Source organism: Flavobacterium sp. IB48 (assembly GCF_016405855.1).
Classification (GTDB): domain Bacteria; phylum Bacteroidota; class Bacteroidia; order Flavobacteriales; family Flavobacteriaceae; genus Flavobacterium; species Flavobacterium ginsengisoli.
In genome coordinates, this window is sequence record NZ_JAEFCA010000010.1 from 25575 (window position 1) to 51473 (window position 25899).

Genomic DNA, 25899 nt, shown 5'->3' on the forward strand with positions numbered 1-25899 from the left:
TTAATATTATTCTTTCAAAATTAAAACCAAAAGAAATAAATTCCTTACGTCATTCCGTAAAACACAATAATAATTCTTACAATAAATACAACTAACTAATAAACAATACCTAAGCAAAAAAACTTTAACATATCATCAATTGCAACAAACCTATACAGCTTTGGATATTACATAAAAAAAAGACCTCGAAATATTGATTTCGAGGTCTTTTTTTTATGTAAATCTTATTTTAATTTTTCTGATAAGGATATGTTTTATCAAGATGAATTCTCAAACGTCCTGGTGCTGTATAATCCTCAGGAACAAACTTACGAGGATTTGTTATAGACTCAGGCTTAGTTGGATCTGTAAGTGCTCCAGTTGGTCTTCTTGGAATAGCCCAAATTTCTGTTTCGTCTACATTTGGTGTATCGGGATTATCCACTACTGGATTGTAAGGGTAGTACAAACTAATACCATAATTAAAAGGCTCTCCATTTAATATTCCCCAACCAATCTGATCACTAGGTTTTGAAATTTCAAATCTCGTCGTATAACCATCTCCATCGTCATCAAAATCCATGAAATCAGGAATTCCGTCTCCATCTGTATCGTCTATTAACTCTTTTGGCAAATTAGGATATCTGTCAGTATCTCTTTGATCATATAAATATCCATCACCATTAATATCTTCTAGATAAGATGGCACACCATCACCTACTGTAGCTTGTGAAGAAGAACTATACTCAAGATCAGATCGTTTTAAAGCTAATAATTTAAAACTAAATACTAAAGGCGAATACGCAGGAATACCTTCTGGCGGATTACCATAATACCCTAAACCTGAAGGCAGAAACATTACTCCTGCTCCATAATCCTTATAACTAAAAGTCCCATCATCGCCAGTTGGATTACGGATTCCTACTTTAAATTGCGGCATAATTTCTCCCCAACCATCTATAACTGGCCCTGCAACGTAAATATTTAAATTAAAATTACGCGCCAAGCCGTAGGAGCTATCAAATTGAGTACCATTTAAAAAACTTCCTGTATATGAAACGGTAACTTCATCAAAATTACATGGAGCATCACCAATACCTTTATTTAAGGATAAATAATAAACTTTATAATTTACATCATGATTGTAAACGGGTCTAATTTGTAAAGGATACTCTTTCTGATCCCAAATCGAAACTTGAGTTCCTCCAGCAGGAATTTTTTCTATTTTAACATCAAAAGTAGTCTTATCTACAACAATATAATTAGTCTTTAAAAATTTCTCAATCGAATCATTATCTGCCTTATACTGCTCTGCATAATCTCTTAAAGGAACAACCACTACATTATCGTCATCATTTTTATTACAAGAAACGATGGCAAGGCCAGCAAGTAACAAAACAAAATAATATTTAAATTTATTCATTATTATCATTTTTTTAGGTGCGCAAGATACAATATTGATTTATTTTTGTAAAGAATTTAACTTGGATTTTAGAAAAATTATGAGAATAGATAAATACTTGTGGTGCGTTCGTTATTACAAGACCAGAAACATGGTTACTGAAGCTTGCAAAAAGAATCAGATCACTGTAAATGGGCAAGTTGCAAAACCTTCAAAAGAAGTTTTTCCTACAGACCGAATCACCTTTAGAAAAGATCAAATTACACAAATTATAACGGTTTTAGATATTCCGCAAAATCGAGTTGGCGCAAAATTGGTAGATATTTATCAAAAAAACGAAACTCCACCAGAAGCTTTTGCCCATTTAGAGATGTTAAAACTATCTAAAGAACATTCTAGAAGAACTGGTGCCGGACGTCCAACTAAAAAAGACCGAAGAGACATTGACGATTACGGAGATGATGTTCATGAAGATGATGAAGACCATGACGATCTCTAAATAGTAATTGCAATAAAAAATAGGACTTTCAATAAATTTGTACATTAGCAAAAAAATATATCATGAGCAACAATATAATCTTAACTAATCAAGAAATCGAACATAAAATAAAACGTATCGCTTATCAAATTTACGAGACTTTTGTAGACGAAGAAGAAGTTGTTATTGCAGGAATTGCTTCTAACGGATTTGTTTTTGCCGAAAAAGTTGCTTCGGCACTTAGCAGCATCTCTACCCTAAAGGTTTCAATCTGCGAAGTAAAAATAAACAAACAAAATCCGCAAGAAGCGATACAAACTTCATTAAGCACTGAAGAATACAAAAACAAAGGGTTAGTTCTGGTTGATGATGTCTTAAACTCAGGAACTACATTAATCTATGCTGTTCGTCATTTCTTAGACGTTCCGCTTAAAAAATTCAAAACAGCTGTACTTGTTGATCGAAATCATAAAAAATATCCAGTAAAAGCAGATTTTAAAGGAATCTCGCTTTCAACTTCTTTATTAGAGCATGTCCAAGTAGTTTTCAATTCAGAAAATGGCGATTATGCTTCTTTAAGCTAATATTTCTAAAATATCCTGAACCGTTTCTTCGACAGATTTATCATCAACTGAAACTTTATGTTTTGCCTGATTGTAATAATAACTTCTGTCGAATAAATGTTTCGCGACAAACTCTTTCATTTCTTCCTCATTCATATTAGCAATCAAAGGGCGTTTGCTTTTGTTATGCACCAATCTATTATATAAGGTATCAATTGATGCTTTTAAATATATAGAAGTAACATCGTCTCCTTTTAACAATTCATGATTATTAGCATAACATGGAGTACCTCCTCCAAGACCTATAATATTATTATCTGAAGATTCTAGCAATTCGACGAACATTTGGTGCTCTAATTTTCGAAAATGCACTTCTCCATGCTTCTCAAAAATCTCATTTATGGATAAATTTGCTCTTTCTTCGATGCATTTATCTAAATCTAAGAACGGAATATTTGTAATTTTTGACAAATTTTGGGCAATAGTAGACTTTCCGCAGCCCATATAACCTAACAACACAATTTTTTTCATATTAATAAAACCTTATAAACTAAGCATTTGAGAATTTTTCTAAAAAAAAGACAAATTTATGATAAAATAGCTTGGAAACTTCAAAAAAAACTCCTTATATTTGCACCCGCATTCAAGAAATTAAATGACTCGATAGCTCAGTCGGTAGAGCACATCACTTTTAATGATGGGGTCCTGGGTTCGAGCCCCAGTCGGGTCACAAAAGGTCGGGTAATTTATTTTACTCGACCTTTTTTCTTTTGAGGCCATGTGGAGAAACGGTAGACTCGCCATCTTGAGGGGGTGGTGCTCGTAAGGGCGTGAGGGTTCAAATCCCTCCATGGTCACTTAAAGCGGAAATCTTTATTAGTTAAAGATTTCCGCTTTTTTTATTTCAAAATCTTTGCTTAGCTCATTATTAAAACCATCTCAAAAATCAATTATATTTACATCAATTAAACCAAAATCAAAAATAACCAAAGTAAATATATGAAGTTAACATACACATTATCTGTCATATTATTTTTCATCTTATATTCTTGCCAAAAAAATAACGACAAAAAACTAGAAAAAGATTTACTTGGTGAATGGAGCTACATCAAAACAGATGACCAGCGAAAACCACAAACAAAAAACAACTCCAACATTCCTCCTCCGCCGCCGCCATTTGGCTTACCTAAAGAAGGATATATCTTTTTAGAAAACAATATAGCCGAAAACAAATCTGGTTATTTCAAAAGAATTGATGCCACAGAAAGAGAAAATAGAAAGACATTTTTTTTAGGGACTAAAACTAAATATAAAGTTGAAAATGACAGTTTAAAAATTTTCAACCTAGGAAACAAAACTTGGGAGAACCAGAAATTAAGTTCGATAGTAGGAGACACATTAACTACAAAAATAGGCGATAGCATATTTGCAAAATACGCGAGAACAAAATACAAAATCAATCCAAATGAAAATTATGACAAAATCATAGTTTCTTCTTCAGGATGCTATGGCTCCTGCCCTATTTTAAATATAAGCATCGACAACAATGGCAATATCATTTATTATGGCCAAGAGTACAACACACAAAATGGTCTTTTCAATTCTAAAATTACCAAAAGTCAGTATCAAGAGATTCAAACCAATTTCAAAAAAGCCAATATAACAAATCTTGAAGATAATTACGAAGGAAGTTGGACTGACGACGAAACTGTTACTATAACATTTATAAAAAACAACAAAATCATTAAAACAATCCGTGATTACGGAAGACAATCACCCACTGCATTAATTTGGGCATATACACCCGTTCGATATTTATACCAACAAATAAAACTGACCCCATTAAAAACAGAAAAAAAATTATTTCCAATATGGAGAATCAGTTTCAGAAAAGGAAATCAGATTTGTGATTTAACAAAATCAGAAAGCTACTATTTATTTACAGAAATTCTCAAAGGTAAAGAAACAAACGATCCTTTTGAGCACAAATACCATATCGAATTCTGGAATAATCAAGACAAAAAAGAAATAATTTATACCGATGGAAGATATTTCAAATCCAAAGACAAAACAATTGATATTGGATACAACTTCTTGACGCTAAACAATTTCACCACAAAATTTAGACTCCAAGACAAATACGATTAAAAAAGATCTTACTTTTCATTTCATTAAAAACAAGATTTTTTATTTCACTATAAAACAACACCTTACTTATTTTTATAAACTTTATTTCAAAATTCATTCAAAAAAGACTTGTCAAGCTAAATAAAGTCCTTATATTTGCACCCTCATTGAAGAAATGAAGACTCGATAGCTCAGTCGGTAGAGCACATCACTTTTAATGATGGGGTCCTGGGTTCGAGCCCCAGTCGGGTCACAAAAGGTCAAGTAATTATTTTACTTGGCCTTTTTTGTTTTCCTCCTATTCCAATCCTTAAAAGTAGATTTAAAAAATCTTTTAATTTCTCTAACTGAATTGCCTCATTTTTTGTCGCATAATAAAAAAAAGAAATTCTCTTACAAAATAAAAACTTTCTTAAATTCGTCTTGAAATAATTAAATTACTAATCCCAAATTAGTTTTATGAAAAACCTACTATTCGCATCACTTATGATGATGACATGCTCTATCTGGGCACAATCTGCAACGGGCTATTTTGACAAAGCCATGAAAAAAGCTGAAGCCGGCAACACAAAAGGCGCAATTGCCGATTACAACAAAGCGATTCAAATGAGCCCTAAATTTGTTGAAGCTTATCAGAATCGCGGTGTCGCAAAATTCAAACTAAACGATCTCAAAGGAGCTCAAGCCGATTTTAGCAAAACAATTGAGCTAGACAACATGAATGCCGATGCTTTTACTGGCAGAGCCAATGTTAACTACAAATTACAAAAGTATCAAGAAACAATTGATGACTGCACCTCTTCATTAGGTTTAAATCCAAAAGATTACATTGCTTATAATCTAAGAGGTTTAGCATATAGCAGCATTGGCGATAAAAAAAAGTCATGCGAAGATTTTACAAAAGCTATTGAATTAGGAAGTCAGAGCGCTGCAAAAAACAGAGCAACTTTCTGCAAATAGTACAAAACTAAAAAATACGAACAGCCTGTTAAGATTTCTTAATCTAGCAGGCTGTTCTGTTTTTATCAAAGTAATATATTTCTTAAGAAAAAATTACCTGATTTTAGGTAAAAAATATATTATTAATACGTAAACCTCTAATTCTCTATCTTTTTAATCTAGTTTTAATGCCGAGTATAAGATTTTATTTTACATTTGTTGACTTAATCGCGAAAAATGATAAACAATATTAAAACTGTTTTCAGCATTAAAGATCTTGAGAACTTATCTGGAATAAAAGCGCATACCATACGCATCTGGGAAAAGAGATACAACATCCTTGAACCAATGCGAACCGATACTAATATTAGATTTTACAATCTTCATAACCTGCAGAAACTATTAAATATTACGTTACTGCACGAATACGGTTATAAGATTTCTAAAATCGCAACATATCCTGAAGAAAAAATACCGCAACTGGTACGCGAAATAATTTCGAAGAAAAATTCTCAAAACTATGCCATTACTTCTTTCAAAATGGCAATGATGAACTTTGACCAAGAGTTATTCTTCAATACATTTGATTGGCTTATTACAGAGAAAACATTTAAAGAAGTTTTTAAAGATCATTTTTTACCTCTTTTAAAAGAGCTAGGATTATTATGGCAATCTGAAACAATCACGCCTGCAAATGAACATTTTATGAGTCATTTAATCAAGCAGAAAATATTGATTTATACAGAAAGTCTTCAAATTAGAAAGCCAATCAAAACCGATCGAATTTTTGTTTTATCACTTCCGTTAAACGAAATTCATCAAATCGGATTACTATACTTGCAATACGAAATCCTTGACAAAGGTTACAAAACCATTTATTTGGGAGAAAGTATGCCTATTGAAAACTTACAGGATTTAACGAAACATTTTGAAAACATTACATTCATCTCTTTCATGACCGTTCAGCCAGACAGAAGCGTAATTAATCAATATGTAAAATCAATGGGACAGAAATTATTACAGAAAAACAATGAAATCTGGCTTATGGGTAAAATGGTTGAATACATAGATGAAAAGGTTCTAACAGACAGAATTCGAGTTTTTGATTCAATCGAAGAAACTATTAATATGCTATAATTTATTTTTGTTTAAGTTTTTCTTATATTTGTTAAACAAATGAGAAAAACTATCCAAATAATAGGCTCAGGCTTCTCTTCTTTGGCAGCCGCGTGTTACCTTGCCCAGCAAGGAAATAAAGTTACTGTTTACGAAAAAAACAGTACAATTGGCGGACGTGCAAGACAATTTAAAGAAGATGGTTTCACTTTTGACATGGGTCCAAGCTGGTATTGGATGCCAGATGTCTTTGAACGCTTTTTTCAAGATTTCAATAAAAAACCTTCCGATTATTACGAACTGATAAAACTAAATCCAGCCTATCGGGTTTATTTTGGAATCGATGATTTTATTAGCATTTACGATAATCTAGATGAAATAAAATACACTTTTGAGACCATCGAAAAAGGAAGCGGTCAAAAACTGCAAAACTTTATTGATCAAGCCAAAAGCAATTATGACATTGCAATTAAGGATTTGGTCTATCGTCCTGGAATTTCGCCGCTAGAATTAGTGACAAAAGAAACTGCATTAAAACTCAATCAGTTTTTTAAGAACGTAAGCACCGATATTCGCAAAAATTTCAAGAACGAGAGACTAATTCAGATTTTAGAATTTCCTGTTTTATTTCTCGGAGCAAAACCAACCAAAACACCTTCGTTTTATAATTTTATGAATTATGCCGATTTCGGTTTAGGAACTTGGCATCCTAAAACGGGAATGTTTGATGTTATTCGAGGAATCGAAAAACTGGCATTAGAACTTGGCGTTACCATAAAAACCAATTCGGAAATTGATAAAATAGTCGTTGAAAACAAAACCGCAAAAGGAATTGTAATTAATGGCGAAATCCTAAATGCAGATATCGTTTTAAGCGGAGCCGATTATCATCATTCTGAAACATTAGTAGAAAAAGAGCACAGAATGTATTCTGAAAAATATTGGAAAAGCAGAGTTTTTGCACCTTCTTCTCTTCTATTTTTTGTTGGTTTCAATAAAAAGATAGAAAATATTTCGCATCACGCTTTATTCTTTGATGTCGATTTTAATCAGCATGCCGCCGATATTTACGATAATCCAAAATGGCCGAATGCTCCGTTATTCTATGCCAATTTTCCGTCCAAAACAGATTCAACTGCGGCGCCTGACGGGATGGAATCTGGATTTTTCTTAATTCCGCTTGCGCCTGGAATTGAAGACAATGAAGCTTTACGAGAAGAATACTTCGAAAAAATCATCACGCGTTTTGAAGAACTGACACAGCAAAAGATAAAAAATAGCATTATCTTTAAGAGATCATTCTGTAAAAATGATTTTGTAGCCGATTACAACGCCTATAAAGGAAACGCTTACGGAATGGCCAACACGTTATTGCAAACGGCTTTTTTAAGACCAAAATTAAAAAGCAAAAAAATCAAGAATCTATATTTTACAGGACAATTGACTGTTCCTGGCCCAGGTGTTCCGCCTGCTTTAATTTCAGGAAAACTCGCAGCTGAATTAATTCAAAAATCTTTTAGATCTTAAAAAATGAAATCACTATTTGACGCCGTTTCTTTCAAATGCAGCAAACTGGTAACCAAAAATTACAGCACCTCATTTTCTCTAGCCGTAAAAATGCTTTCTCCAAGCATTCGCGATGCCATTTACAGCATTTACGGATTTGTTCGTTTTGCTGACGAAATTGTAGATTCATTTCATGAGTATGAAAAAGAATATCTTATTGAAGATTTTGAAAAAGAATATTACAAAGCAATGCAATTAGGCATTAGCTTAAATCCGATTTTGAATTCGTTTCAGCATACTGTCAAAGAATATAATATTACAGACGATTTGGTTCAGGCATTTTTAAAAAGCATGAAAATGGATCTCATAAAATCAAATTACCAAACACAAACCGAGTACATCGATTATATTTATGGTTCTGCCGATGTAGTGGGATTAATGTGTTTGAAAGTTTTTGTTTCTGGAAAAGAGCACAAATACGAACAGCTAAAAAACGAAGCCATGCGTTTGGGATCTGCTTTTCAGAAGGTAAATTTCTTGAGAGATTTAAAAGATGATAATACGATTTTAAATCGGGCCTATTTTCCAGGCATCAACCTGAATAATTTCAATGAAGATTCGAAAAACCAAATCATCAAAGAAATCGAAGAAGATTTTAGAATTGCCTATCAAGGAATTGTAAAATTACCAATCGAAGCAAAATTTGGAGTTTATACTGCTTATGTTTATTATAAAAAACTGCTTCAAAAGCTAAAAAATACGCCTTATTATGAAATTGGGAATTCCAGAATTCGAGTTTCTAATTACACCAAAGCGGGACTTTTGGCGCAGTCTTTTGTGACTTATAAATTGAAGTTGGTATAATCATCGCATCGTTTTGTCATTCCGAGGAACGAGGAATCGCACTCGCAAATCGACAAAGATTGAATTTTCGTTGCGGAGTTACTTGCTTTCCTTCGACTCCGCTCAGGATAACAAAAAAATGATAAAATCATTAATAAAAACAACCTTTTGAGTCAATCTTTTATAATTTAAAGCTAAATTCAAAACCAATAAAACGATAATTTTAAAACATCAATATTTATAAAATGATTTCTTTTTTAATCTTTTTAGGCGTTTTTCTTTTCATGGAATGTGTGACATGGCTTACGCACAAATACGTTATGCATGGATTTATGTGGTATTTTCATGCCGACCATCATCAGCCGAAATACGAAAACACTTTTGAGCGCAACGATATTTTCTTCGTCATTTTTGCTACTCCGAGTATTATTTTATTCTACTTTGGCGTTCAAGGCGGATTTAACTATTTGTTTTTTATTGCTTGCGGAATTACACTTTATGGCGCTTGTTATTTTTTAATTCACGATGTCTTGATTCATCAGCGTTTTAAATGGTTTAAAAACACCAAAAATAAATACCTCATCGGACTTAGAAAAGCACATAAAATACACCACAAACATTTACAAAAAGAAAAAGGAGAATGTTTCGGAATGTTATTCGTACCATTCAAATATTATAAAATGTAGCATTATTTGGGCATTTTTAAAAAAAGATTTGATTATGAAATTATATAAAATAACAACCGTACAACATATCAATGCAAGCGCAGAAGATTGCTGGGATTTCTTCTCAAGTCCGAAAAATTTGCAAACCATTACACTCGATAACATGAATTTCCAAATTCAGGATTATGATGGAAAGCGTATGTATCAAGGACAGATTATCACTTATACCTTAAAGCCACTTTTCGGAATCAAAATGTCTTGGGTTACCGAAATTACAGCTTGTCAAGAAAACGAGTATTTTGTAGACATTCAGCAATTCGGGCCTTATAAACTATGGCATCACAAACATTTCTTTGAACCAACATCAGATGGAGGAACCAAAATGACAGATATTGTTCATTACGCTCTCCCATTTGGAATTCTAGGCAGAATCATGAATCGCTTGGTTGTAAAAAACAAATTGAAAAGCATTTTCGATTATAGATTTAATAAAATCGAAGAATTATTTAATTTGAAAAAATAAGCCCCCGATTTCACAGATTAGCACAGATTAAAAAATCATTTTAAATTCTAATAATCTGTGGCAAAAAAACAAAAACAATGACAAAACAAAAAGTTACTTTATTTTGGTTTAGACGCGATTTGCGTTTAGAAGATAATACAGGTTTATTTCATGCCTTGCAATCAGACTTTCCTGTTGTTCCTCTTTTTATTTTCGATGATGATATTCTAGAACATCTTCCAAAAAATGACGCCAGAGTAACTTTCATTTATGATTCACTCGAAAAAATAAATACAGAATTAAGCAAATTAGATTCTTCCATTTTAATCAAAAAAGGAAAAACAAAAGACGTTTGGAAATCACTAATTGAAGAATTTGACATTCAATCTGTTTTCTTCAATAAAGATTATGAACCTTTTGCCATTAAACGTGATAGCTTAATTTCATCTTTACTAAAGAAAAATCACATTGAATCTTTCTTTTTTAAAGATCATGTAATCTTCGAAGAAAAAGAAATCACAAAAGCAGACGGACTTCCATATACCGTTTACACGCCTTATAAAAACAAATGGCTGGAGAAATACCATCTTTCAGGCTCAGCACCAGAATACGATTCGGCTTCATATCAATCTAATTTTGCGAAGAATAAATTCAAGTTTCCTGAATTAGCCGAAATCGGTTTTGAAAGAAGTGCTATAAAAGTACTTCCGCACAACTTAACTCAAATTGCTAATTATAAAGAAACGAGAGATTTTCCAGCTTTAGACAGTACTTCATATCTTTCTCCACATTTGCGTTTTGGGACAGTGAGTATTCGAAAATTAGTAAATTGGGCAAACAGAAAAAATCAGACTTTTTTGAGTGAATTAATCTGGAGAGAATTCTTCATTCAGATTCTGTTTAGTTTTCCGAATTGCGTTAATCATAATTTCAAGTCCAATTATGACGGAATTCAATGGCGAAATAATGAGGAAGATTTCAAACGCTGGTGTTCGGGAACAACAGGGTACCCAATGGTTGATGCCGGAATGCGCCAATTAAATGAGACTGGTTATATGCACAATCGTGTCCGTATGGTTGTGGCAAGTTTTCTTTGCAAACATTTACTCATCAATTGGCAATGGGGCGAAGCCTATTTCGCAGAAAAACTTCTAGATTTCGAATTGGCATCAAACGTAGGAAACTGGCAATGGGCAGCAGGAACAGGTTGCGACGCAGCGCCTTATTTTAGAGTTTTCAATCCCGAGATACAGCAAAAGAAATTTGATGAAAAAGGAGAATATATTAGAAAATGGATTCCTGAGTTTGATTTTGGTTATAATGAACCAATGGTTGATCATGCCTTTGCTAGAGATCGTGCGATTTCTACTTACAAGGCTGGGATTTTGAAATAAAGTTTTTGTTTCAAGTTTACACTGGATACTTAATTTTATTTCACGCAGATTTTGCAAATTAAGCAGATTTATACTCATTTTTATCATCCTTCGTTCCTCAGAATGACAAACTAAACAAAAAGAACTTTGTCAAAGTTTTAAACTTTGACAAAGTTCTATGCGTAAAGTTCGGTTAACATGAAACCTGAAACTTGAAATAAAAACTTTAATACTTCAAATAATTATCAACTACAATCTTAGCCTTCAAATCAAACATTAAATTGTACAAACCAAAGAAAGTACGATTCATGTAAATAAAGTGCTTAGAACCTCGATTTCCGTTCATTTTTTTAAGGTTTGTATCTTCTGAGAAACGTTTTCCTAATTCGGCAATTGCATTGAAGAATTTTTCATCGGCAAAATCGAAAGTTTCGCTTTGGAAAGGTTTCGTGAAAAGCGATAATAAATCATGAAACATTTCGGTAAAATATTCAATTTCTGCAGGTGTATCATCTTGACGAAGAATTTCTAATTCGAATAATTTCTCATTAAAAAGCTTTTCGTCGGTAATTACATTTTTGTTGATTAGCTCAAAATATGGTGTGTAGAAATCGTCTGGAATTTGTTTCATACATCCAAAATCTAAAGCAATCAATTGGTTTTGATCATCTACCAAAAAATTCCCAGGATGTGGATCTGCATGAACTTTTTTCAAAACGTGAATCTGATACATGTAAAAATCCCAAAGTGCTTGACCTAATTTATCTCCTGCTTCTTGATTGGTATTTTGAGCTGTAAACTCAGAAAGATGAATTCCTGTCATCCAATCCATTGTGATAATCTTCTCAGATGAAAACTCAGGATAATAGTTAGGAAAAGTAATATTTTCAATCTTGCTGCAAGCATCAACCACTTCTTGGCTTTGTTTCAATTCTAACAAATAGTTAGTTTCTTCAATCAGTTTATCTTCAACTTCTTTGAAATATTTATCAGAATCTTTGCCTTGAAGATTAAACATTCTAATCGCAATTGGTTTTACCAAAGCCAAATCTGACGAAATACTATTGGCAACGCCCGGATATTGAATTTTAACGGCTAGTTTTTTATCTCCTTTCTTTGCTAAATGCACCTGACCAATACTTGCTGCATTGACAGAATTCGGATTAAACTCATCGAAAATCTCATATGGAGTTTTTCCAAAATTGCTTTTAAAGGTTTTTAAAACCAAAGGAGCAGAAAGCGGCGGAACAGAAAACTGCGACAAAGAAAATTTCTCTACATAAGCTTGAGGTAGAAAGTTCTTGTCCATACTCAGCATCTGAGCTACTTTAAGAGCACTTCCTTTTAAGCTTTTTAGTCCATCATAAATATCTTCTGCATTATTCTCGTTTAGTTTATCACGGGTTAGATCTGGATTTACCATTTTCTCAGCATAATGCTTTACGTAGTTTACACCAATTTTAGCACCGGTCTGAACCAATTTTCCCGCTCTTTCAATTTTTGAAGTTGGGATATAATCTATCGTTTTCATTATCTACTGTATACTTTTTCTTTGAACAAAAATTTCCCGAAATCAAGCAAATGATTCATCGGAGCTACATTCATCAATTCAAATGAGGCATTAACCGATTTTTCTATAAAAATATCGGTTTTCTCAAAAGCAGGAGATTCATCTTCCATCCAGAATTTAATGGTTAGCATTAATTGCAACCAAGAAGATTCTTGAATCGTTTTTTCCTGAAATTTCTGAAATCTTTCTTGTTCTAATCTATAATCGTCGGTTAAAATTTCAGCAACATAATCTTTGAAACTATTTCTAAGCGTCGTTAACTGAACTAAATTTTTAAGCGGATTTCTATCTATTTTAAGCGATTGCAAAACATAACTTCTGTTTGCTGTTAGGATTTCGAAGAAAGTAAAATAAAAACTTAACATTTTATTCTTCATGTCATATCCTTGATATTCTTCGTTTTTATGAAGAAGATTGACTGTGTTTTCAAAAAACAGTCGAAATATTTCTTTTTCTAAACCTTCTAATGTTCCGAAGAAAGTATAAAACTCCGCTTCAGTAAAATCATTTTCTTTGGCAAAATGATAAACCGATTTTGGTTTTTGTCCTTTTTCCAGAACCTCTTCCATATATTTTGAAACGATATCATCCTTGGTAATTACCTTTTTTTTAGTCGCCATTTTATTAAAATTTAGAATTTGCCATAAAGGTAAACATTGTTTAAGTACCTTTACTAATCCTTAAACACTATACACTGTTAAATATATTATAAACTATTATGGCTCAAAATGTTCTATTAACAGGCGGAACTGGTTTCATTGGAAAATATTTGACAGATGTTCTGATCGAAGCAGGTTTTTCTGTTTCCGTTTTGAGTCGTTCTGATAAAAAAGACAGTGCAAGAATTACTTATTATAAATGGGACATAAAGAAAAACTACATTGATAAAAATGCAATTCTAAATGCCGATTATATCATTCACCTTGCAGGCGAAGGAATAGTAGAAAAAAGATGGACCAAAAGACGCAAAAAAGCTATTATAGAAAGCCGCGTAAGACCAGTAGAAATGATCTATTCTGTTTTAGAAATGAACAATAAAAAACTGGAAGCCTTTATTTCTGCTTCTGGTATTGGAATTTATGGTGCCATTACAAGTCATAAAATATGTACTGAAAATACTCCGCCAGCTGATGATTTTCTTGGCATTACATGTCAAAAATGGGAAAGCGCTGCCGATAAAATTAGTTCTTTAAATATTCGAACAGTCAAAATTAGGACTGGTATTGTTTTGGGCAAAAATGAAGGTTTCTTAAAAAAAATGATTCCTACTTTTAAGTCCGGTTTTGGTGCCATATTAGGTTCAGGCAAACAATATCTACCTTGGATTCATGTTGAAGATTTATGTCAGATTTATTTAAAAAGCATTGAAGACAACCAACTCGAAGGCGCCTACAATGCTTGTATTACTGACAATACCACAAATGCTCGATTTTCTAAAACTATGGCAAAACTATACGATTATAGCATATGGCTGCCAAAAGTTCCGCCTTTTGTGTTAAAGATTTTACTTGGGCAAATGAGTGTAGCTGTCTTGACAGGACAACGTGTTTCTTCAGAAAAAATTCAGAAAACAGGTTTTGAGTTTCAGTTTACCGATCTAGAAAAGACACTTATAAACTGTATAAAGTAGTTTTTTACTTAAGTGTTAGCATCGTGTCATCACTGCGCACAACACCCGTGAGTTCTGTATTGGCCGTTTTTGCAATTTTAGCCGCAATAGTAGTTGGAATACTAATATTGAAATCAGATACTGCAATTGGAAAATCGGAAATAACCTGAATTCCTTCTGGAACTCTTTTTATCAAAGCATTTACGATAATCTCCTTCGACTTTCCGCGCAAATTAAGCTTGCCCTTTATTTGGTATTGTTTTTCAACCTCATTAATATCTTTCAAATCAAATTTTTCAATCTTTCCTTTAAACACAGCTTTAGGATAACGATTGCTTTGCATATAATTTTCATTGAAATGCTCTTGCATCAAATCTAATTTAAAACGAAAATCTTTGATAATAACAGTACAGATAAAAGTACTTGTTTTAGGTTCTAAAAGTATGGCAACTTGTCTATTTACAGCTCTCACTTCTTCAAATAGCGGAACAGACGCTTCAAAATTTATTGTCCCTGTATTTGTAAAAAATTTGTCTTGGGCAATGACAGAAAAAGCAGTAAAAAGTAAAAATAATAAAGTAGTTGTTTTCATAATCGTCTTCATTTAAACAATTATGTCATTCCATTTATTCTGACTAAGAGAAAATAAAATCAGATTCTAATTAATCTGAAAAAAATCGAACGGCAATACTCAGTGAAAAATTTCCGTAACCCAATAATTACACTTAAAGTTACGGAATTTTTGTATGCGAAGTTTTAGAACTTATGCTAAATATTTGTGAATGTTTTAATTGAAAAATAAGAGGTATGAGATGTCAAATATTGTCAAAACTTAACTTTTTACTTCTGTACAAATCTCAATCAAAAATCCGTTTAAATCTCTTGCGTATGCTACAACTTGTCCCCACGGTTTTTCTACAGGTTCTAAAACAATAACAGCTCCAAAAGAAGTAGCTTTTTGCAAAACTTCTGGAACATTCTCTGTAATAAAGCCAATTTCTATGGCAAAAGGTTTGTCTTCTAAACTGCTTTCGATAAAACCATCAGGTAAATTTTTTGAAGCTAATTTTTTTGAAGCAAATGAAAGTGTTGTTTCTCCCGTAATTAATTCGCCATAATCATTATCTGGGGTGACAAATTTTCTCGAAAAACCAAATGCATTTTCGTAAAACGAAATAGTTTCTTCGACATTTTCAACATATAAAATTGTATATCCAAACTTGACCATGCTTTCTAAATATTTAATGTTTTCAATAAATATAAGAAAATTTAGCTAATTTCTAAAAGAACATTATATTTTTCAAGGCTCGCCAAATCTTCGATAGAATTAATATTGGTCAATTTTTCGTGTTCTTCTACTTCTTTTCGAACTTCGATATGTTTTATTGCTTTTCTAAAACGGCGCACTTCTTCCAAATTAGATAAAATCAATCCTGGAACCTGAACACTTTTTCCGTCTTTATCTTTAGCAACCATTGTAAAATAAGATGAATTACAATGTTTGATAGCTCCTGTCTGAATGTTTTCTGCTTCTACACGTATACCTACAATCATAGAACTTCTTCCAACATAATTTACAGAAGCTTTCATTGTTACTAATTCTCCAACTTCGATTGGTTTCAAAAAGTTTACCGTATCTACAGAGGCAGTCACACAATAATTTCCGCTGAATTTTGATGCTGATGCAAAGGCAATTTGATCTAACAATTGTAAAATATATCCTCCGTGAATTTTCCCGCTAAAGTTGGTATGCGAAGGCAACATTAATTCTGATATACTAACTTTTGATGATGAAACGGGTTTAAAATCTGTACTCATGTTTTTGTTTTTGGTATTTTTTTGATTAGTTGTATTCTATATTACGTTAGTCTTTCTTCTTGCGTCTTTACCCTTCTAATTCAATAACTCATTTTCATCTGAATTTATCGCTCTTGCAATAATATTGTCTGGAAGCGATTTCTTTGCTTTTGCTCCCATTTTTTTTAATCTTTCTACGCTCGAAATCAGGTTTCCTTTTCCGTCAACCAGTTTATTCATGGCGCTTTCGTATTCAGTTTTAGTGTCTTTTATTTTATTTCCTATTCGGACTAAATCGGACACAAAACCTTCAAATTTATCATATAAAGCTCCTGCTTGTCTTGCAATCTCTAACGCATTTTCTTGCTGTTTTTGATTCGTCCACATACTGTCAATTGTTCGTAAAGTTGCCAAAAGCGTACTTGGCGTAACAATTACAATATTTCTATCAAATGCTTTTGTATATAAAGAGGGATCTTCGTTTAAAGCAATTGCAAAAGCGGGTTCCATTGGAATAAAAAGCAGTACAAAATCGGGACTTTCCATTTGATACAAATCATGATAGTTTTTACTTCCCAATTGCTCAACATGCCTTTTTATAGAAATAACATGTTCTTTAAGAAATTCTATTTTTAAAAGTTCCGACTCTTCGTTTACCCATTTTTCGTAAGCTGAAAGCGAAACTTTAGAATCAACAATCATTTTCTTACCATCCGGAAGATTAATTACAACGTCTGGCAAAACACGATTTCCTTCGCTATTGGTAAAACTTTGCTGGACTTCATATTCTCTTCCTTTTTCTAATCCTGATTTTTCTAAAACACGTTCTAGAACCAATTCTCCCCAATTTCCCTGCATTTTACTGTCGCCTTTTAGAGCTTTAGTAAGATTTAAGGTTTCTTTGCTCATTTGCGCATTCATTTCGCTCAAACCAATAATCTGCTGACGAAGTGCTGCATGATAATCTATGCTTTCTTTATGTGTTTGTTCTACTTTCTGTTCAAATACCAAAATTTTATCCTGCAAAGGAGTTAGGATATTTTTCATATTAACGGTATTCTGTTCGGTAAACTTAGCCGATTTTTCTTCTAAGATTTTATTCGCAAGATTTTCAAACTCTTTAGTGAATTTTTCCTGAAGTTCATTGATTTCGCTTTTTTGTTCTTTATGACGTTCCCATAAATTTTCAAAATCAACTTCTTTTTTAGAAAGCTGAATTGCCAAACTATCTTTTTCGGTTCGGATGTTTTCTTTCTCAGCAATATTTAACTGCAATTGTTTCTGAAAATTATTTTTTTCGTTTTCAAACTGCTCTTTCTGCATTTGCAATTGACCGTTTAACGCATTCAATCTTTCCTCAGAAATGACTTTTTCTGACTGAAATTTTGATGCAGAAAGCATTCTACCTACGTATATGCCCATAAAAAGTGCAACAACAAAGCCTAATAAAAACGGTATATAATCAGACATAACTAAGTTTATTTTACGTAAAAGTACGCAATAATACGTAGTGCTTAGTTTTTAAAACGGAAATTTCACTAATTCATTCTCAATTCAAACTAAACCAACATTTTATTTTTTCAAAAAAAATAAGAACCTCAACGCAACCTTTTTTTAAAACTGCTATCTACTAAAATATAAACCTATCAAAATAATTATGAAAAAAATAATGCTTGGCTTATTTGTAGCCTTCGGATTCAGTGCCTGTTCTCTTAATGATGGAAATAACTATGTAGATTGTGGTTCTAATACTGTTGTAAATTTTACTGGTTTTCCTTTCTCATGTAATTATAGCGAAAAAACATTGCAAAATAATCCTGCCGCAATTGTTGTTGGATCTCAGGAAAAAATGAATCAATATTTTACAAAACATACTAACAATTGCCCTGTTGCAAGTGACCCAAATATTGATTTTACAAAAGAATATTTGGTTGGACTTTTTGCTGGCGCTAAACCTACAAGCGGTTACGAAATTGTAATTAGCTCTATTGTAGAAAACAATTGCGAAATCGTTGTGAACTATTACGAAAAAACCCCGGCTGTCGGCGAAAATGTAACTCAAACCCCAACTTACCCAACTAATTTTGTTTTGATTCCGAAAACATCAAAAGGAATGATTTTCAACAAAACAACAGAGAATGCAGATAATATTGTTATTGGAAGTTTTAACAACCAATGTGCTAGTTCAGATTGCCAAAAATTCTACCAAATTAACGATTACAATACTTTAAAATTCTTAAATGTTGGTGCAAAACAATATGATTTTGGACAATACAGATACACTCCAACAATTAAAAGAGGCGAATATACTTTACTTTTAAAAGAAGTTCCTGCAGAGATTTTAGCTTTAAAAGGACAAACTAAAACATACGGTACTCCAGATGCAGGAGATCAGGGTGGAGTTTATTTTGAATTGCGTCAAGCAGGAAACACTACAAAAATTTATATAGACAACAATGACACAGCAGATCAAAGTGCTGACGTAAAACAATTCAAGAAAAAGATTCAAGACAAAATTACAAGCTTAAAATAATTTAAATCATGAAGCATCTCTTTTTATCTTTTATTGCCTGCTTTCTTTTTACATCAATGATTTCTGTAAATTCTTCTAAAGAAAAAATTACAGGATCAATAATCAATACTTGGATTTGGGAAAAATCTATAGGAGGTTCTAGCAATCCTTATGTGGCTACCCCAAAATCAATTGGGTTTACTAAGAAAATTATCTTCACCCAAAACGGAAGAGTTATTACTTATAAAAACAATGTAGAAATAAGAAACAGTCTTTATCAGATAGAAAAAGGAAAAGCATATTTTGACCAATCAGAACGTGATCTAATTACGTTCGAAGGCAAAACCTACGTGATAGAAAACCTTGACAATCAAAACTTAACAATAGTAAGTAACCATCAAGATGGTACTCGAACTATTTTTAAAAGATAGTTTTGTAAGCTATTTAAAACTATTTTTGCAAAATCAAATTTGAACCATTTCTTGAAAGACGAGTTAGAAAAATATATCAAACTGTGCATTAAAAATGACAGAGAGGGACAACTGAAAATTTATCAGTTGTTCTCTCCTGTTTTATATGGCATCTGTTTGAAATATATGAAGAATGAAGATGATGCGAAAGATGTTTTTCAGGAAGCTTTTGTAATTGCCTTTCAGAAAATAAGCCAGTATAAGTTTGAAGGAAGTTTCGAAGGCTGGCTAAAACGGATTTTTATAAACAAACTCATCGAGACTTTAAATAAGAAGAAAAAAGAAAGTTTCTATTTGGATGTTTTTGATCCTGACACCGATTTTATAGAAGAAGAGGAATTAGAAGTTATTCCGATAGAACAGGAAAAACTACTAGAATACATTCGGGATTTGCCAGATCAATATCGGACGGTTTTTAACTTGTATGTATTTGAAAAAATGAAACACAGAGAAATCGCCGAACTACTAAAGATCTCCGAAGGGACATCAAAATCAAATTTAAATCGCGCCAAACATATATTACAAAAGCGAATTTTGAGCATAAAAAATTTTAAAACAGCATGAAGAAGCATAAAATAGAAGATATTTTTTCATCAATGGAAGACTTTTCGAGTGTTCCGCCTCCAGAATTATGGGGTCAGATTGAAGAAAAATTAGACAAACCTAAAAAGAAGAAGAGAGTTGTTCTTTGGTGGTCGGCTGCTGCATGCTTATTATTAGGGTTGCTTCTACCTTCAATATTACATTTTACTGCTTCGCCTGAAAATATCAACCTCAACAAAGGCGGTTTAGAAAACAGCAACAATAGTGTTGTTCTTGACAAAAAAACAAATAACAACTCTAGCAACAAAAATCTAGATCAAAATAAAAATATTGGTAAAACGGTAGATTCTTTAAATGAAAATTCAGTAAGAAAAAATCAATTTAATACCAAATCTGGAATTCAAGTTCAAGAGACTTCTGTAGCTCAAACAAATTCTAAAAACAAAACGAATAAAAAAGATTCTAAATATAGCACTCCAAATGTTGCCAATACTCCAAACGAATCGGTTGCATTTCAGAATTCTAGTATTTCAGAAGATAAATCGCTTGTGAAATCTTCTAGCAAATCTATCTTAGGAAATAATTTAAAAACTTCTAATAAAGGAATTTCTGAAGAACGTATTGCATTTGGCAAACAAAGTAAATTTAACTCGACAGCAAACAAATCGCTCTCAAAATCTATTTTTGACGATCAATTGACAGCTAAAAACAACAAAAATATTGCTTTCAATAGCCAAAGTTCTTCTGTAAACAACAGCTCTTCTGTAAACAGCAATGTATATAAATCGAATACTTCTATTTCAGTAAAAACTGAAAATAACCGTACGGATAAAGCAGTTATCATAAAAGACGATGTAAAGCTTAATAACACTTTAAGCAAAACAGACTCTATTCAATTGGCTGAACTTCAGAATTTGGAAAAAGGTATTTTATCTCCTGAAAAGACAAAAGAAGAAAAAGAGAAAAAAGACAATTTGATTGATAAAAAAGAAAGATGGGCAGTTGCTGTTTTTGCTGGTGTTGCAAGTTCTGAAAACACTAAAAACGAAAAAACTCTGGGCAACGTAAACGATTCTAAACAATCTAATTCTTATGGAGTTAAAACAAAATACAGCATTAATAAAAAATGGGCTGTTGGATCTGGTTTAAAAATTAACGAATTAGGCCAAAGCGTTGCCAATGTATCGTATGTAAGTGCCAAAAACAATGCTTTTTTTGCTCCAGACTCTTATCCAGTTGCTGCTGCTGGCAATCAACCAAGTCAGGATTATCTTTTGATTTCTAATAGCACAAAAGAAGCTCTGAAGAATGAAAACGTGCAAACGGGTAAATTGGATCAAAACTTAAGATATATTGAGATGCCACTTGAGGTTTCTTATTCTATTTTTAATAAAAATAAAGCCAGCATTAATTTAAACACTGGAGGTTTTGTTGGTAAACTAATTTCTAACAATGTGAATTTGGATGGACATTCTATTGGAGAAAATATGAATGCTAACGATTACGTTTATGGTTCTACTTTAAGCAGTACGGTTCAATATCGTGTGTACAAAAAAACCAATGTTTTTGTTGAACCTGCTATGAATTATTATGTCAATCCGTTAAACAGCCAGTCTTTCAACCAGTTTCAATGGGGATTAAATTTTGGCCTTAATGTTGCTTTCTAACAAGAATTTGCAGTAATTTTCAAGAATACTTGAGAATTGAATTTTTATGAATTTTACTACTGCTCCAGCTGATTTGCTATTAAGCAAAGAAAGCGTTTATGATAAGGCTGAATTATTGCTTGCTTCTTTGCAAAAAGAAAGTGAAAGTGACGAATATAAGGCGCATCGTTTTCTAATAAACAATAAGAAGATTTGCTATCGAGAAGCAAAAGTTACTCCAACCAAAACAGGACAGTTTGTTACTTTATGGAAACGCAATCAAACTGGGATCATTGAACCTTTCGCCTATTCTGACGATATAGATTTTGTAATTATCACTGTTCGAAAAGATCAGAATTGGGGACAATTTATTTTTCCAAAAAAGATAGCGTTAGAGAAAGGTATTTTTTCTACCCAAAACAAAGAAGGAATTAGAGCGACAAGAGTATATCCGCCTTGGGATGAAACCTCAAGCAAACAAGCTCAAAAAACACAGAAATGGCAATTGGATTATTTCTTTCTTTTTACCGATCAAGGTCAAATCGATTTTAATGAAATCCGAAAAATATTTATATAAAAAAAGGCAGTCTTAAAATGACTGCCTTTTCCAATTAATAGTAAGCACTTATTTTTTAATCACTTTATCTTTAAAAATAACTTTATTGTTTTCGGTAACCGTGTAAAAATAAACTCCAGCGACTAAATTATTAACAGCAATAACTGCAGTACTAACTTCAGATTCATTTTTAACGTTAATTGGATTTCCAATGGCACGTCCATTAAAATCGTATAATCTAATTTTCAAATCTCTTGCTTGTGCTGTTTTGATATCAAAATTTAAAACATCTGTTGCAGGATTTGGATAAGCTTTTACGAAATATTTGTTTTTCGCTCCAAAATCAGGTGTAGAAAGTACGTCTTCTTTCAAATAGAAACGAGCAATTACCGGTCCGTGGTCTGAAGTTGTTGTGGTATAGTTTTTAACAAAATTTCTTGGGTCATAAACTGCGATTGAGTTATCTATGTAATCTTCATTCAATTCATCAGAAATTAAAATATGATCTAAAAATCCTTTTGAACTTAAAAAACTATAAGCTCCAGCCTGACTAATGCCTAATGTCAAAGCATTATAACCAGTTGTATCTTCTACAAATTTCTGATAAGATGACGGTGTATTTGCATTACCAACCCAAGCTTTTACATCATCATTAAAATCTCCTAAAAGAATTAAATTTGAATTTGGATATTCTGTATCTAATGCATCTTTAAGGTAATCTATATCGTATTTGCGCTGATTGTATTTTGAAATATCAGTTCCGCTGTTTGCACGTGCGTGAAGATCAATTAAGTTAATTTCTTTTTTAATTCCGCCAATATTAGCCTCAACTTGAACCAAATAAGGAAGACGTCCCGATGAGAAAAAACTATCATCATTCTCTTCTGGAGTTTTTGTTCCTGGATAATTTGGTAAAACCACCGTATTCGCAAGAATTTGATCGAATAAATCTTTAAACAATACTTTTGTACTTTTTACAGTAGTTGTTTGTGTATTGTAAATCACAACTAGTTTTTGTGGTGGATAATAAGGATCTAAAGGCTTAAATGAATACGACCAAGAAGTTGAGATTGTTTTGTCGAATGTTTTTCCGTTGATGCTAATTTTTTTAATTAATTCTTCAAGAGCCAAGTCATCAGAAACTTCTTGAACTACATAAACATCTGCATTTAATGTGTTCATTACTTTAGCTGCGTTTTCTATTTGTAGTGCATCATTCGTTGGGCCAAATTCTTTACCAGTAGCATCTCTAACATCGGTTCCAAAAAACTCTAAATTATAAGATACTACATCGTAAGTATCTGCTTTTAATATAGAAGTTCCTGTAAATAAACCAATTTGTTTAGTTAGAGAGCTTCCTGTAACGGTTAAAACGCCAGAGATTGTTGGTTCTTTTGTTGTTGGAACAAATCTTGCATAAATTGTTTTTCCTGCTTCTGATTCGGCAGAAGTAACAATAACACTTGATGCAAATGAAACATTATCTAATGATAACTCGTAAGACGCTGGAGCAGTAATAGTAATATCATCATAACCTGCAGCATTAAAAACAAAAGACTGACTAGCAGAAACCGAATTCGGGCTTACATCTGCAAAATCTAAAAATGGGTTTGAGTCCACATATTTTGATTCATCGATAATAGCAAAATCATCAAAAGACCATTCTGCAGCATTATCAAGCCCACCAGAAGTCGTTTCGTAAACCCAAGCCAAATAAGTATGATCTGTTTTATAAGCTATTAAATTTATATATTCTGATTTTTCGTAAGTTCCTGTATTACCTGGAAATTTACCATCTAGTGGCGTCCATGTGGCTGTATTGGGATCACTTACTCCGTCGTAGTTTGTAGAAACTACTAATTTTAAAGATGGTCCATCATAATATTGACGAGAATAAAAAGATAATAACGGAATGTGGTTAAAACTATCTAAACGTAATCTTGGAGAAATTAACCAGTCTTTACTAGCTCCAGCATCTGAATATCCGTTCATTAAAACTGCACCAGTTCCAGAGTTAACATTTCGTGATTGGTTAGTATAAGACCATTTGTTTAAAGGTCCCGCCTCATTATATTGTACCCAATTACTGTTTACAAAAACATTTGCATCGTCAAAATTTTGTACTAAAGGATTTACTCCAAGCGCTGTCAAATTAACCGTTTTAGTTGTCCCACCTGTTGTTTCATGAATTATTGAACCTGTAAAACTGGCAACTGAAGTAGGAGTGAATTTTACATAAACTGTTGGTGTGGCATTAGAATCAAAATCGGTTGGAACAAAAGTTAAAGATGATGAATATGTTGCATTATCTTTTGAAATTTGGAAATCTCCTGAAGCAGTAACCACTACATTTGCAGTAAGATCTGAAGCTCCTATCTGGTAATTTTTAACTAAAGGATCAAAATTTGGTTCGGTACCACCTAAATTTAATACCGCAACCGAAGGAGATATAGCAGGAGGCATAACACTTAGCGTTGTTACATCTACTCTATTAACTGATGCTTGAATATTTCCTGCAATGTCTTCTGAAATAGAAAAAATAGAATATGCTGTATTTAAAGGCAACCCTGTAAAACTTGCTACATATTCTTGAGAAGAATTTGTTACATCAAAAACTCCTGCTTGCAAAGCTGCAGTTCCATTAGAATCCTGCCCTGCTTTTATTTGTGCAATTGTTGGTTCTTCGCTACCACCTGGTAGTAAGACATAATACGTTTTTCCAATTTCATCAATTTTATTAATAAAATCAAAACTTTCTGCTAAAACATTTGCTGCTTTTGGGTAACCTGAAATATTAGCTGGAGCGAAAGTATCTTTTCTAATATCTAAATCATCAATTGCAAAAGATGGACGCCCTCCACTGCCTGAAATTTGTCTTGAAGCCCAACGTATTTGAACTACAGGCTGATTATCACATTCTGCAGGTAAAGTAATTTTTCTTAGTTGAGGATTTTGTGGCGCAGTAGTATTACTAATTTGATTGCTAGAATTATTTCTATATGCCGTTCCTAAAAGTGAAATAAAATCTCCCGTAGTACCAACTCTATATTGCAAAATCACTTCATTAACTCTCGTATTTGTAGCATCAGAAGGATTTCTTATTGTCATTACATTATATGTAACCTGTACATTTGTTGTTCCAACACTTGAAAAAGCAAAACCAATTGTAAGATTGACACTTCCTGTGTTTAAAAAACCTAGTTTACCAACATAATTATAAAAACCTCCTGAATTAGTATTTGCACCTTTGCCAATAAGTATAGTATTATAATCTGTAAAAGTTGGAGAAGTCAAGTATTGAGTTACTCCACCATCATTACCACCAAGTGTCCAACCTTGAAATCCTGCTGGAAACTGTGCATCTGTAGCTAGCCATGATTCAAAATCTTGTTTGTAAGGTAATGGTTCTTGCGCCTCTGGATTAGTTTGACCAAAAAGATCTCCAGAAAAGCAAGCAAAAAAACACAAAAGAGCCAGAATAAGGCGCGAAAAGTAAAGTTTTTTCATACGTTAAAGAATAGAGTTTTTAGAGTTCAAATTTATCTTCTTTAAAATTAAGGGAATGTTACAAAACCATCAACTTAATGTTTGCTTTTTTATCAATATAATTCAATAAAGCTTAACACATACTTAAAGATACTAAAATAAAAATAACAAAAAAGCCTTATTACAAAACATTACTCAAATAATAAGCATCTCAAAA

The 25899-nt window shown here is 32.4% G+C and carries 25 protein-coding genes and 3 tRNA genes; 19 read left to right on the top strand and 9 right to left on the bottom strand.

Translation table 11 applies throughout. The features are described from left to right. Positions 1 to 229: 229 nt before the first annotated feature. Complete coding sequence (locus JC605_RS21505; protein ID WP_198858150.1) at positions 230 to 1402, bottom strand: FKBP-type peptidyl-prolyl cis-trans isomerase; 1173 nt, start codon at positions 1400 to 1402, stop codon at positions 230 to 232. Between the two features lie 79 nt (positions 1403 to 1481). On the opposite strand from JC605_RS21505, the gene JC605_RS21510 reads away from it, so the two are divergent. Together JC605_RS21510 and JC605_RS21515 are read left to right on the top strand one after the other, a co-directional pair. Beyond that, positions 1482 to 1880 (top strand): RNA-binding S4 domain-containing protein, encoded by a 399-nt coding sequence (locus JC605_RS21510; RefSeq protein ID WP_198858151.1) that lies wholly within the window; start codon positions 1482 to 1484, stop codon positions 1878 to 1880. 62 nt (positions 1881 to 1942) lie between these two features. After that, positions 1943 to 2443: a phosphoribosyltransferase domain-containing protein gene (locus JC605_RS21515; protein ID WP_198858152.1), complete on the top strand. Its 501-nt coding sequence runs from the start codon at positions 1943 to 1945 to the stop codon at positions 2441 to 2443. On the opposite strand, the gene JC605_RS21520 is transcribed toward JC605_RS21515, so the two are convergent. Then, on the bottom strand, positions 2435 to 2953 hold the full coding sequence (locus JC605_RS21520) for a shikimate kinase (RefSeq protein ID WP_198858153.1): 519 nt from the start codon (positions 2951 to 2953) through the stop codon (positions 2435 to 2437). The genes JC605_RS21515 and JC605_RS21520 overlap by 9 nt on opposite strands. A gap of 126 nt (positions 2954 to 3079) precedes the next feature. Between JC605_RS21520 and JC605_RS21525 the strand changes: the two genes are divergently transcribed. From JC605_RS21525 to JC605_RS21575, 11 genes are all read left to right on the top strand, one after another. Beyond that, positions 3080 to 3152 (top strand) — tRNA-Lys (locus JC605_RS21525). A gap of 44 nt (positions 3153 to 3196) precedes the next feature. Further along, positions 3197 to 3279 (top strand) — tRNA-Leu (locus JC605_RS21530). 142 nt (positions 3280 to 3421) lie between these two features. Continuing rightward, positions 3422 to 4570 carry a DUF6438 domain-containing protein gene (locus tag JC605_RS21535; protein ID WP_198858154.1) on the top strand — a complete coding sequence of 383 codons (1149 nt, stop codon included), beginning with the start codon at positions 3422 to 3424 and terminating at the stop codon, positions 4568 to 4570. A gap of 159 nt (positions 4571 to 4729) precedes the next feature. Continuing rightward, positions 4730 to 4802: transfer RNA gene (locus tag JC605_RS21540), tRNA-Lys, on the top strand. 206 nt (positions 4803 to 5008) lie between these two features. Beyond that, on the top strand, positions 5009 to 5509 hold the full coding sequence (locus JC605_RS21545; RefSeq protein WP_233074196.1) for a tetratricopeptide repeat protein: 501 nt from the start codon (positions 5009 to 5011) through the stop codon (positions 5507 to 5509). Between the two features lie 216 nt (positions 5510 to 5725). Continuing rightward, positions 5726 to 6625, top strand: a complete 900-nt coding sequence (locus JC605_RS21550) for a MerR family transcriptional regulator (protein WP_198858155.1) — start codon at positions 5726 to 5728, stop codon at positions 6623 to 6625. A 39-nt stretch (positions 6626 to 6664) separates the two neighbouring features. Beyond that, positions 6665 to 8131, top strand: coding sequence for an NAD(P)/FAD-dependent oxidoreductase (locus tag JC605_RS21555; protein ID WP_198858156.1), 1467 nt, complete (start codon positions 6665 to 6667; stop codon positions 8129 to 8131). A gap of 3 nt (positions 8132 to 8134) precedes the next feature. Next, the gene (locus tag JC605_RS21560; RefSeq protein WP_198858157.1) at positions 8135 to 8974 is read left to right on the top strand and encodes a phytoene/squalene synthase family protein; all 840 of its coding nucleotides are present in this window, start codon (positions 8135 to 8137) and stop codon (positions 8972 to 8974) included. A 224-nt stretch (positions 8975 to 9198) separates the two neighbouring features. Next, complete coding sequence (locus JC605_RS21565) at positions 9199 to 9639, top strand: sterol desaturase family protein (RefSeq protein ID WP_198858158.1); 441 nt, start codon at positions 9199 to 9201, stop codon at positions 9637 to 9639. A 34-nt stretch (positions 9640 to 9673) separates the two neighbouring features. Next, on the top strand, positions 9674 to 10141 hold the full coding sequence (locus tag JC605_RS21570; protein WP_198858159.1) for an SRPBCC family protein: 468 nt from the start codon (positions 9674 to 9676) through the stop codon (positions 10139 to 10141). Between the two features lie 77 nt (positions 10142 to 10218). After that, positions 10219 to 11514, top strand: a complete 1296-nt coding sequence (locus tag JC605_RS21575) for a deoxyribodipyrimidine photo-lyase (protein WP_198858160.1) — start codon at positions 10219 to 10221, stop codon at positions 11512 to 11514. A gap of 205 nt (positions 11515 to 11719) precedes the next feature. On the opposite strand, the gene JC605_RS21580 is transcribed toward JC605_RS21575, so the two are convergent. Then, a complete protein-coding gene (locus JC605_RS21580) occupies positions 11720 to 13024 on the bottom strand; it encodes an AarF/ABC1/UbiB kinase family protein (RefSeq protein WP_198858161.1) in 1305 nt (434 codons plus the stop codon). Next, the gene (locus JC605_RS21585; protein WP_198858162.1) at positions 13024 to 13683 is read right to left on the bottom strand and encodes a TetR family transcriptional regulator C-terminal domain-containing protein; all 660 of its coding nucleotides are present in this window, start codon (positions 13681 to 13683) and stop codon (positions 13024 to 13026) included. The genes JC605_RS21580 and JC605_RS21585 overlap by 1 nt, the downstream gene beginning before the upstream one ends. Before the next feature lie 98 nt (positions 13684 to 13781). Here JC605_RS21585 and JC605_RS21590 point away from each other — a divergent pair, with 98 nt between their 5' ends. After that, entirely contained in the window at positions 13782 to 14693 is a 912-nt protein-coding gene (locus JC605_RS21590) for a TIGR01777 family oxidoreductase (protein ID WP_198858163.1), read from the top strand. Between the two features lie 4 nt (positions 14694 to 14697). Here JC605_RS21590 and JC605_RS21595 read toward each other — a convergent pair whose 3' ends face one another. The 4 genes from JC605_RS21595 to rmuC all read right to left on the bottom strand — a co-directional run bounded on the left by JC605_RS21595 (position 14698) and on the right by rmuC (position 17939). Next, entirely contained in the window at positions 14698 to 15264 is a 567-nt protein-coding gene (locus JC605_RS21595) for a YceI family protein (RefSeq protein ID WP_198858164.1), read from the bottom strand. 240 nt (positions 15265 to 15504) lie between these two features. Continuing rightward, on the bottom strand, positions 15505 to 15900 hold the full coding sequence (locus JC605_RS21600) for a VOC family protein (protein ID WP_198858165.1): 396 nt from the start codon (positions 15898 to 15900) through the stop codon (positions 15505 to 15507). Positions 15901 to 15941: 41 nt separating this feature from the next. Then, the gene (locus JC605_RS21605) at positions 15942 to 16490 is read right to left on the bottom strand and encodes an acyl-CoA thioesterase (RefSeq protein ID WP_198858166.1); all 549 of its coding nucleotides are present in this window, start codon (positions 16488 to 16490) and stop codon (positions 15942 to 15944) included. A 75-nt stretch (positions 16491 to 16565) separates the two neighbouring features. Further along, positions 16566 to 17939 carry a DNA recombination protein RmuC gene (gene rmuC, locus JC605_RS21610; protein ID WP_198858167.1) on the bottom strand — a complete coding sequence of 458 codons (1374 nt, stop codon included), beginning with the start codon at positions 17937 to 17939 and terminating at the stop codon, positions 16566 to 16568. A gap of 187 nt (positions 17940 to 18126) precedes the next feature. Here rmuC and JC605_RS21615 point away from each other — a divergent pair, with 187 nt between their 5' ends. The 5 genes from JC605_RS21615 (at position 18127) to JC605_RS21635 (ending at position 22217) form a co-directional block, all read left to right on the top strand. Then, on the top strand, positions 18127 to 19002 hold the full coding sequence (locus tag JC605_RS21615) for a protease complex subunit PrcB family protein (protein ID WP_198858168.1): 876 nt from the start codon (positions 18127 to 18129) through the stop codon (positions 19000 to 19002). An 8-nt stretch (positions 19003 to 19010) separates the two neighbouring features. Further along, positions 19011 to 19412 (top strand): hypothetical protein, encoded by a 402-nt coding sequence (locus JC605_RS21620; protein WP_198858169.1) that lies wholly within the window; start codon positions 19011 to 19013, stop codon positions 19410 to 19412. Between the two features lie 126 nt (positions 19413 to 19538). Next, complete coding sequence (locus tag JC605_RS21625) at positions 19539 to 20015, top strand: RNA polymerase sigma factor (protein ID WP_255562404.1); 477 nt, start codon at positions 19539 to 19541, stop codon at positions 20013 to 20015. Beyond that, the gene (locus JC605_RS21630) at positions 20012 to 21661 is read left to right on the top strand and encodes a hypothetical protein (RefSeq protein WP_198858171.1); all 1650 of its coding nucleotides are present in this window, start codon (positions 20012 to 20014) and stop codon (positions 21659 to 21661) included. The genes JC605_RS21625 and JC605_RS21630 overlap by 4 nt, the downstream gene beginning before the upstream one ends. 46 nt (positions 21662 to 21707) lie before the next feature. Then, entirely contained in the window at positions 21708 to 22217 is a 510-nt protein-coding gene (locus JC605_RS21635; protein WP_198858172.1) for a MepB family protein, read from the top strand. Between the two features lie 48 nt (positions 22218 to 22265). On the opposite strand, the gene JC605_RS21640 is transcribed toward JC605_RS21635, so the two are convergent. Continuing rightward, entirely contained in the window at positions 22266 to 25703 is a 3438-nt protein-coding gene (locus JC605_RS21640; protein ID WP_198858173.1) for a T9SS type A sorting domain-containing protein, read from the bottom strand. Positions 25704 to 25899: the final 196 nt, after the last annotated feature.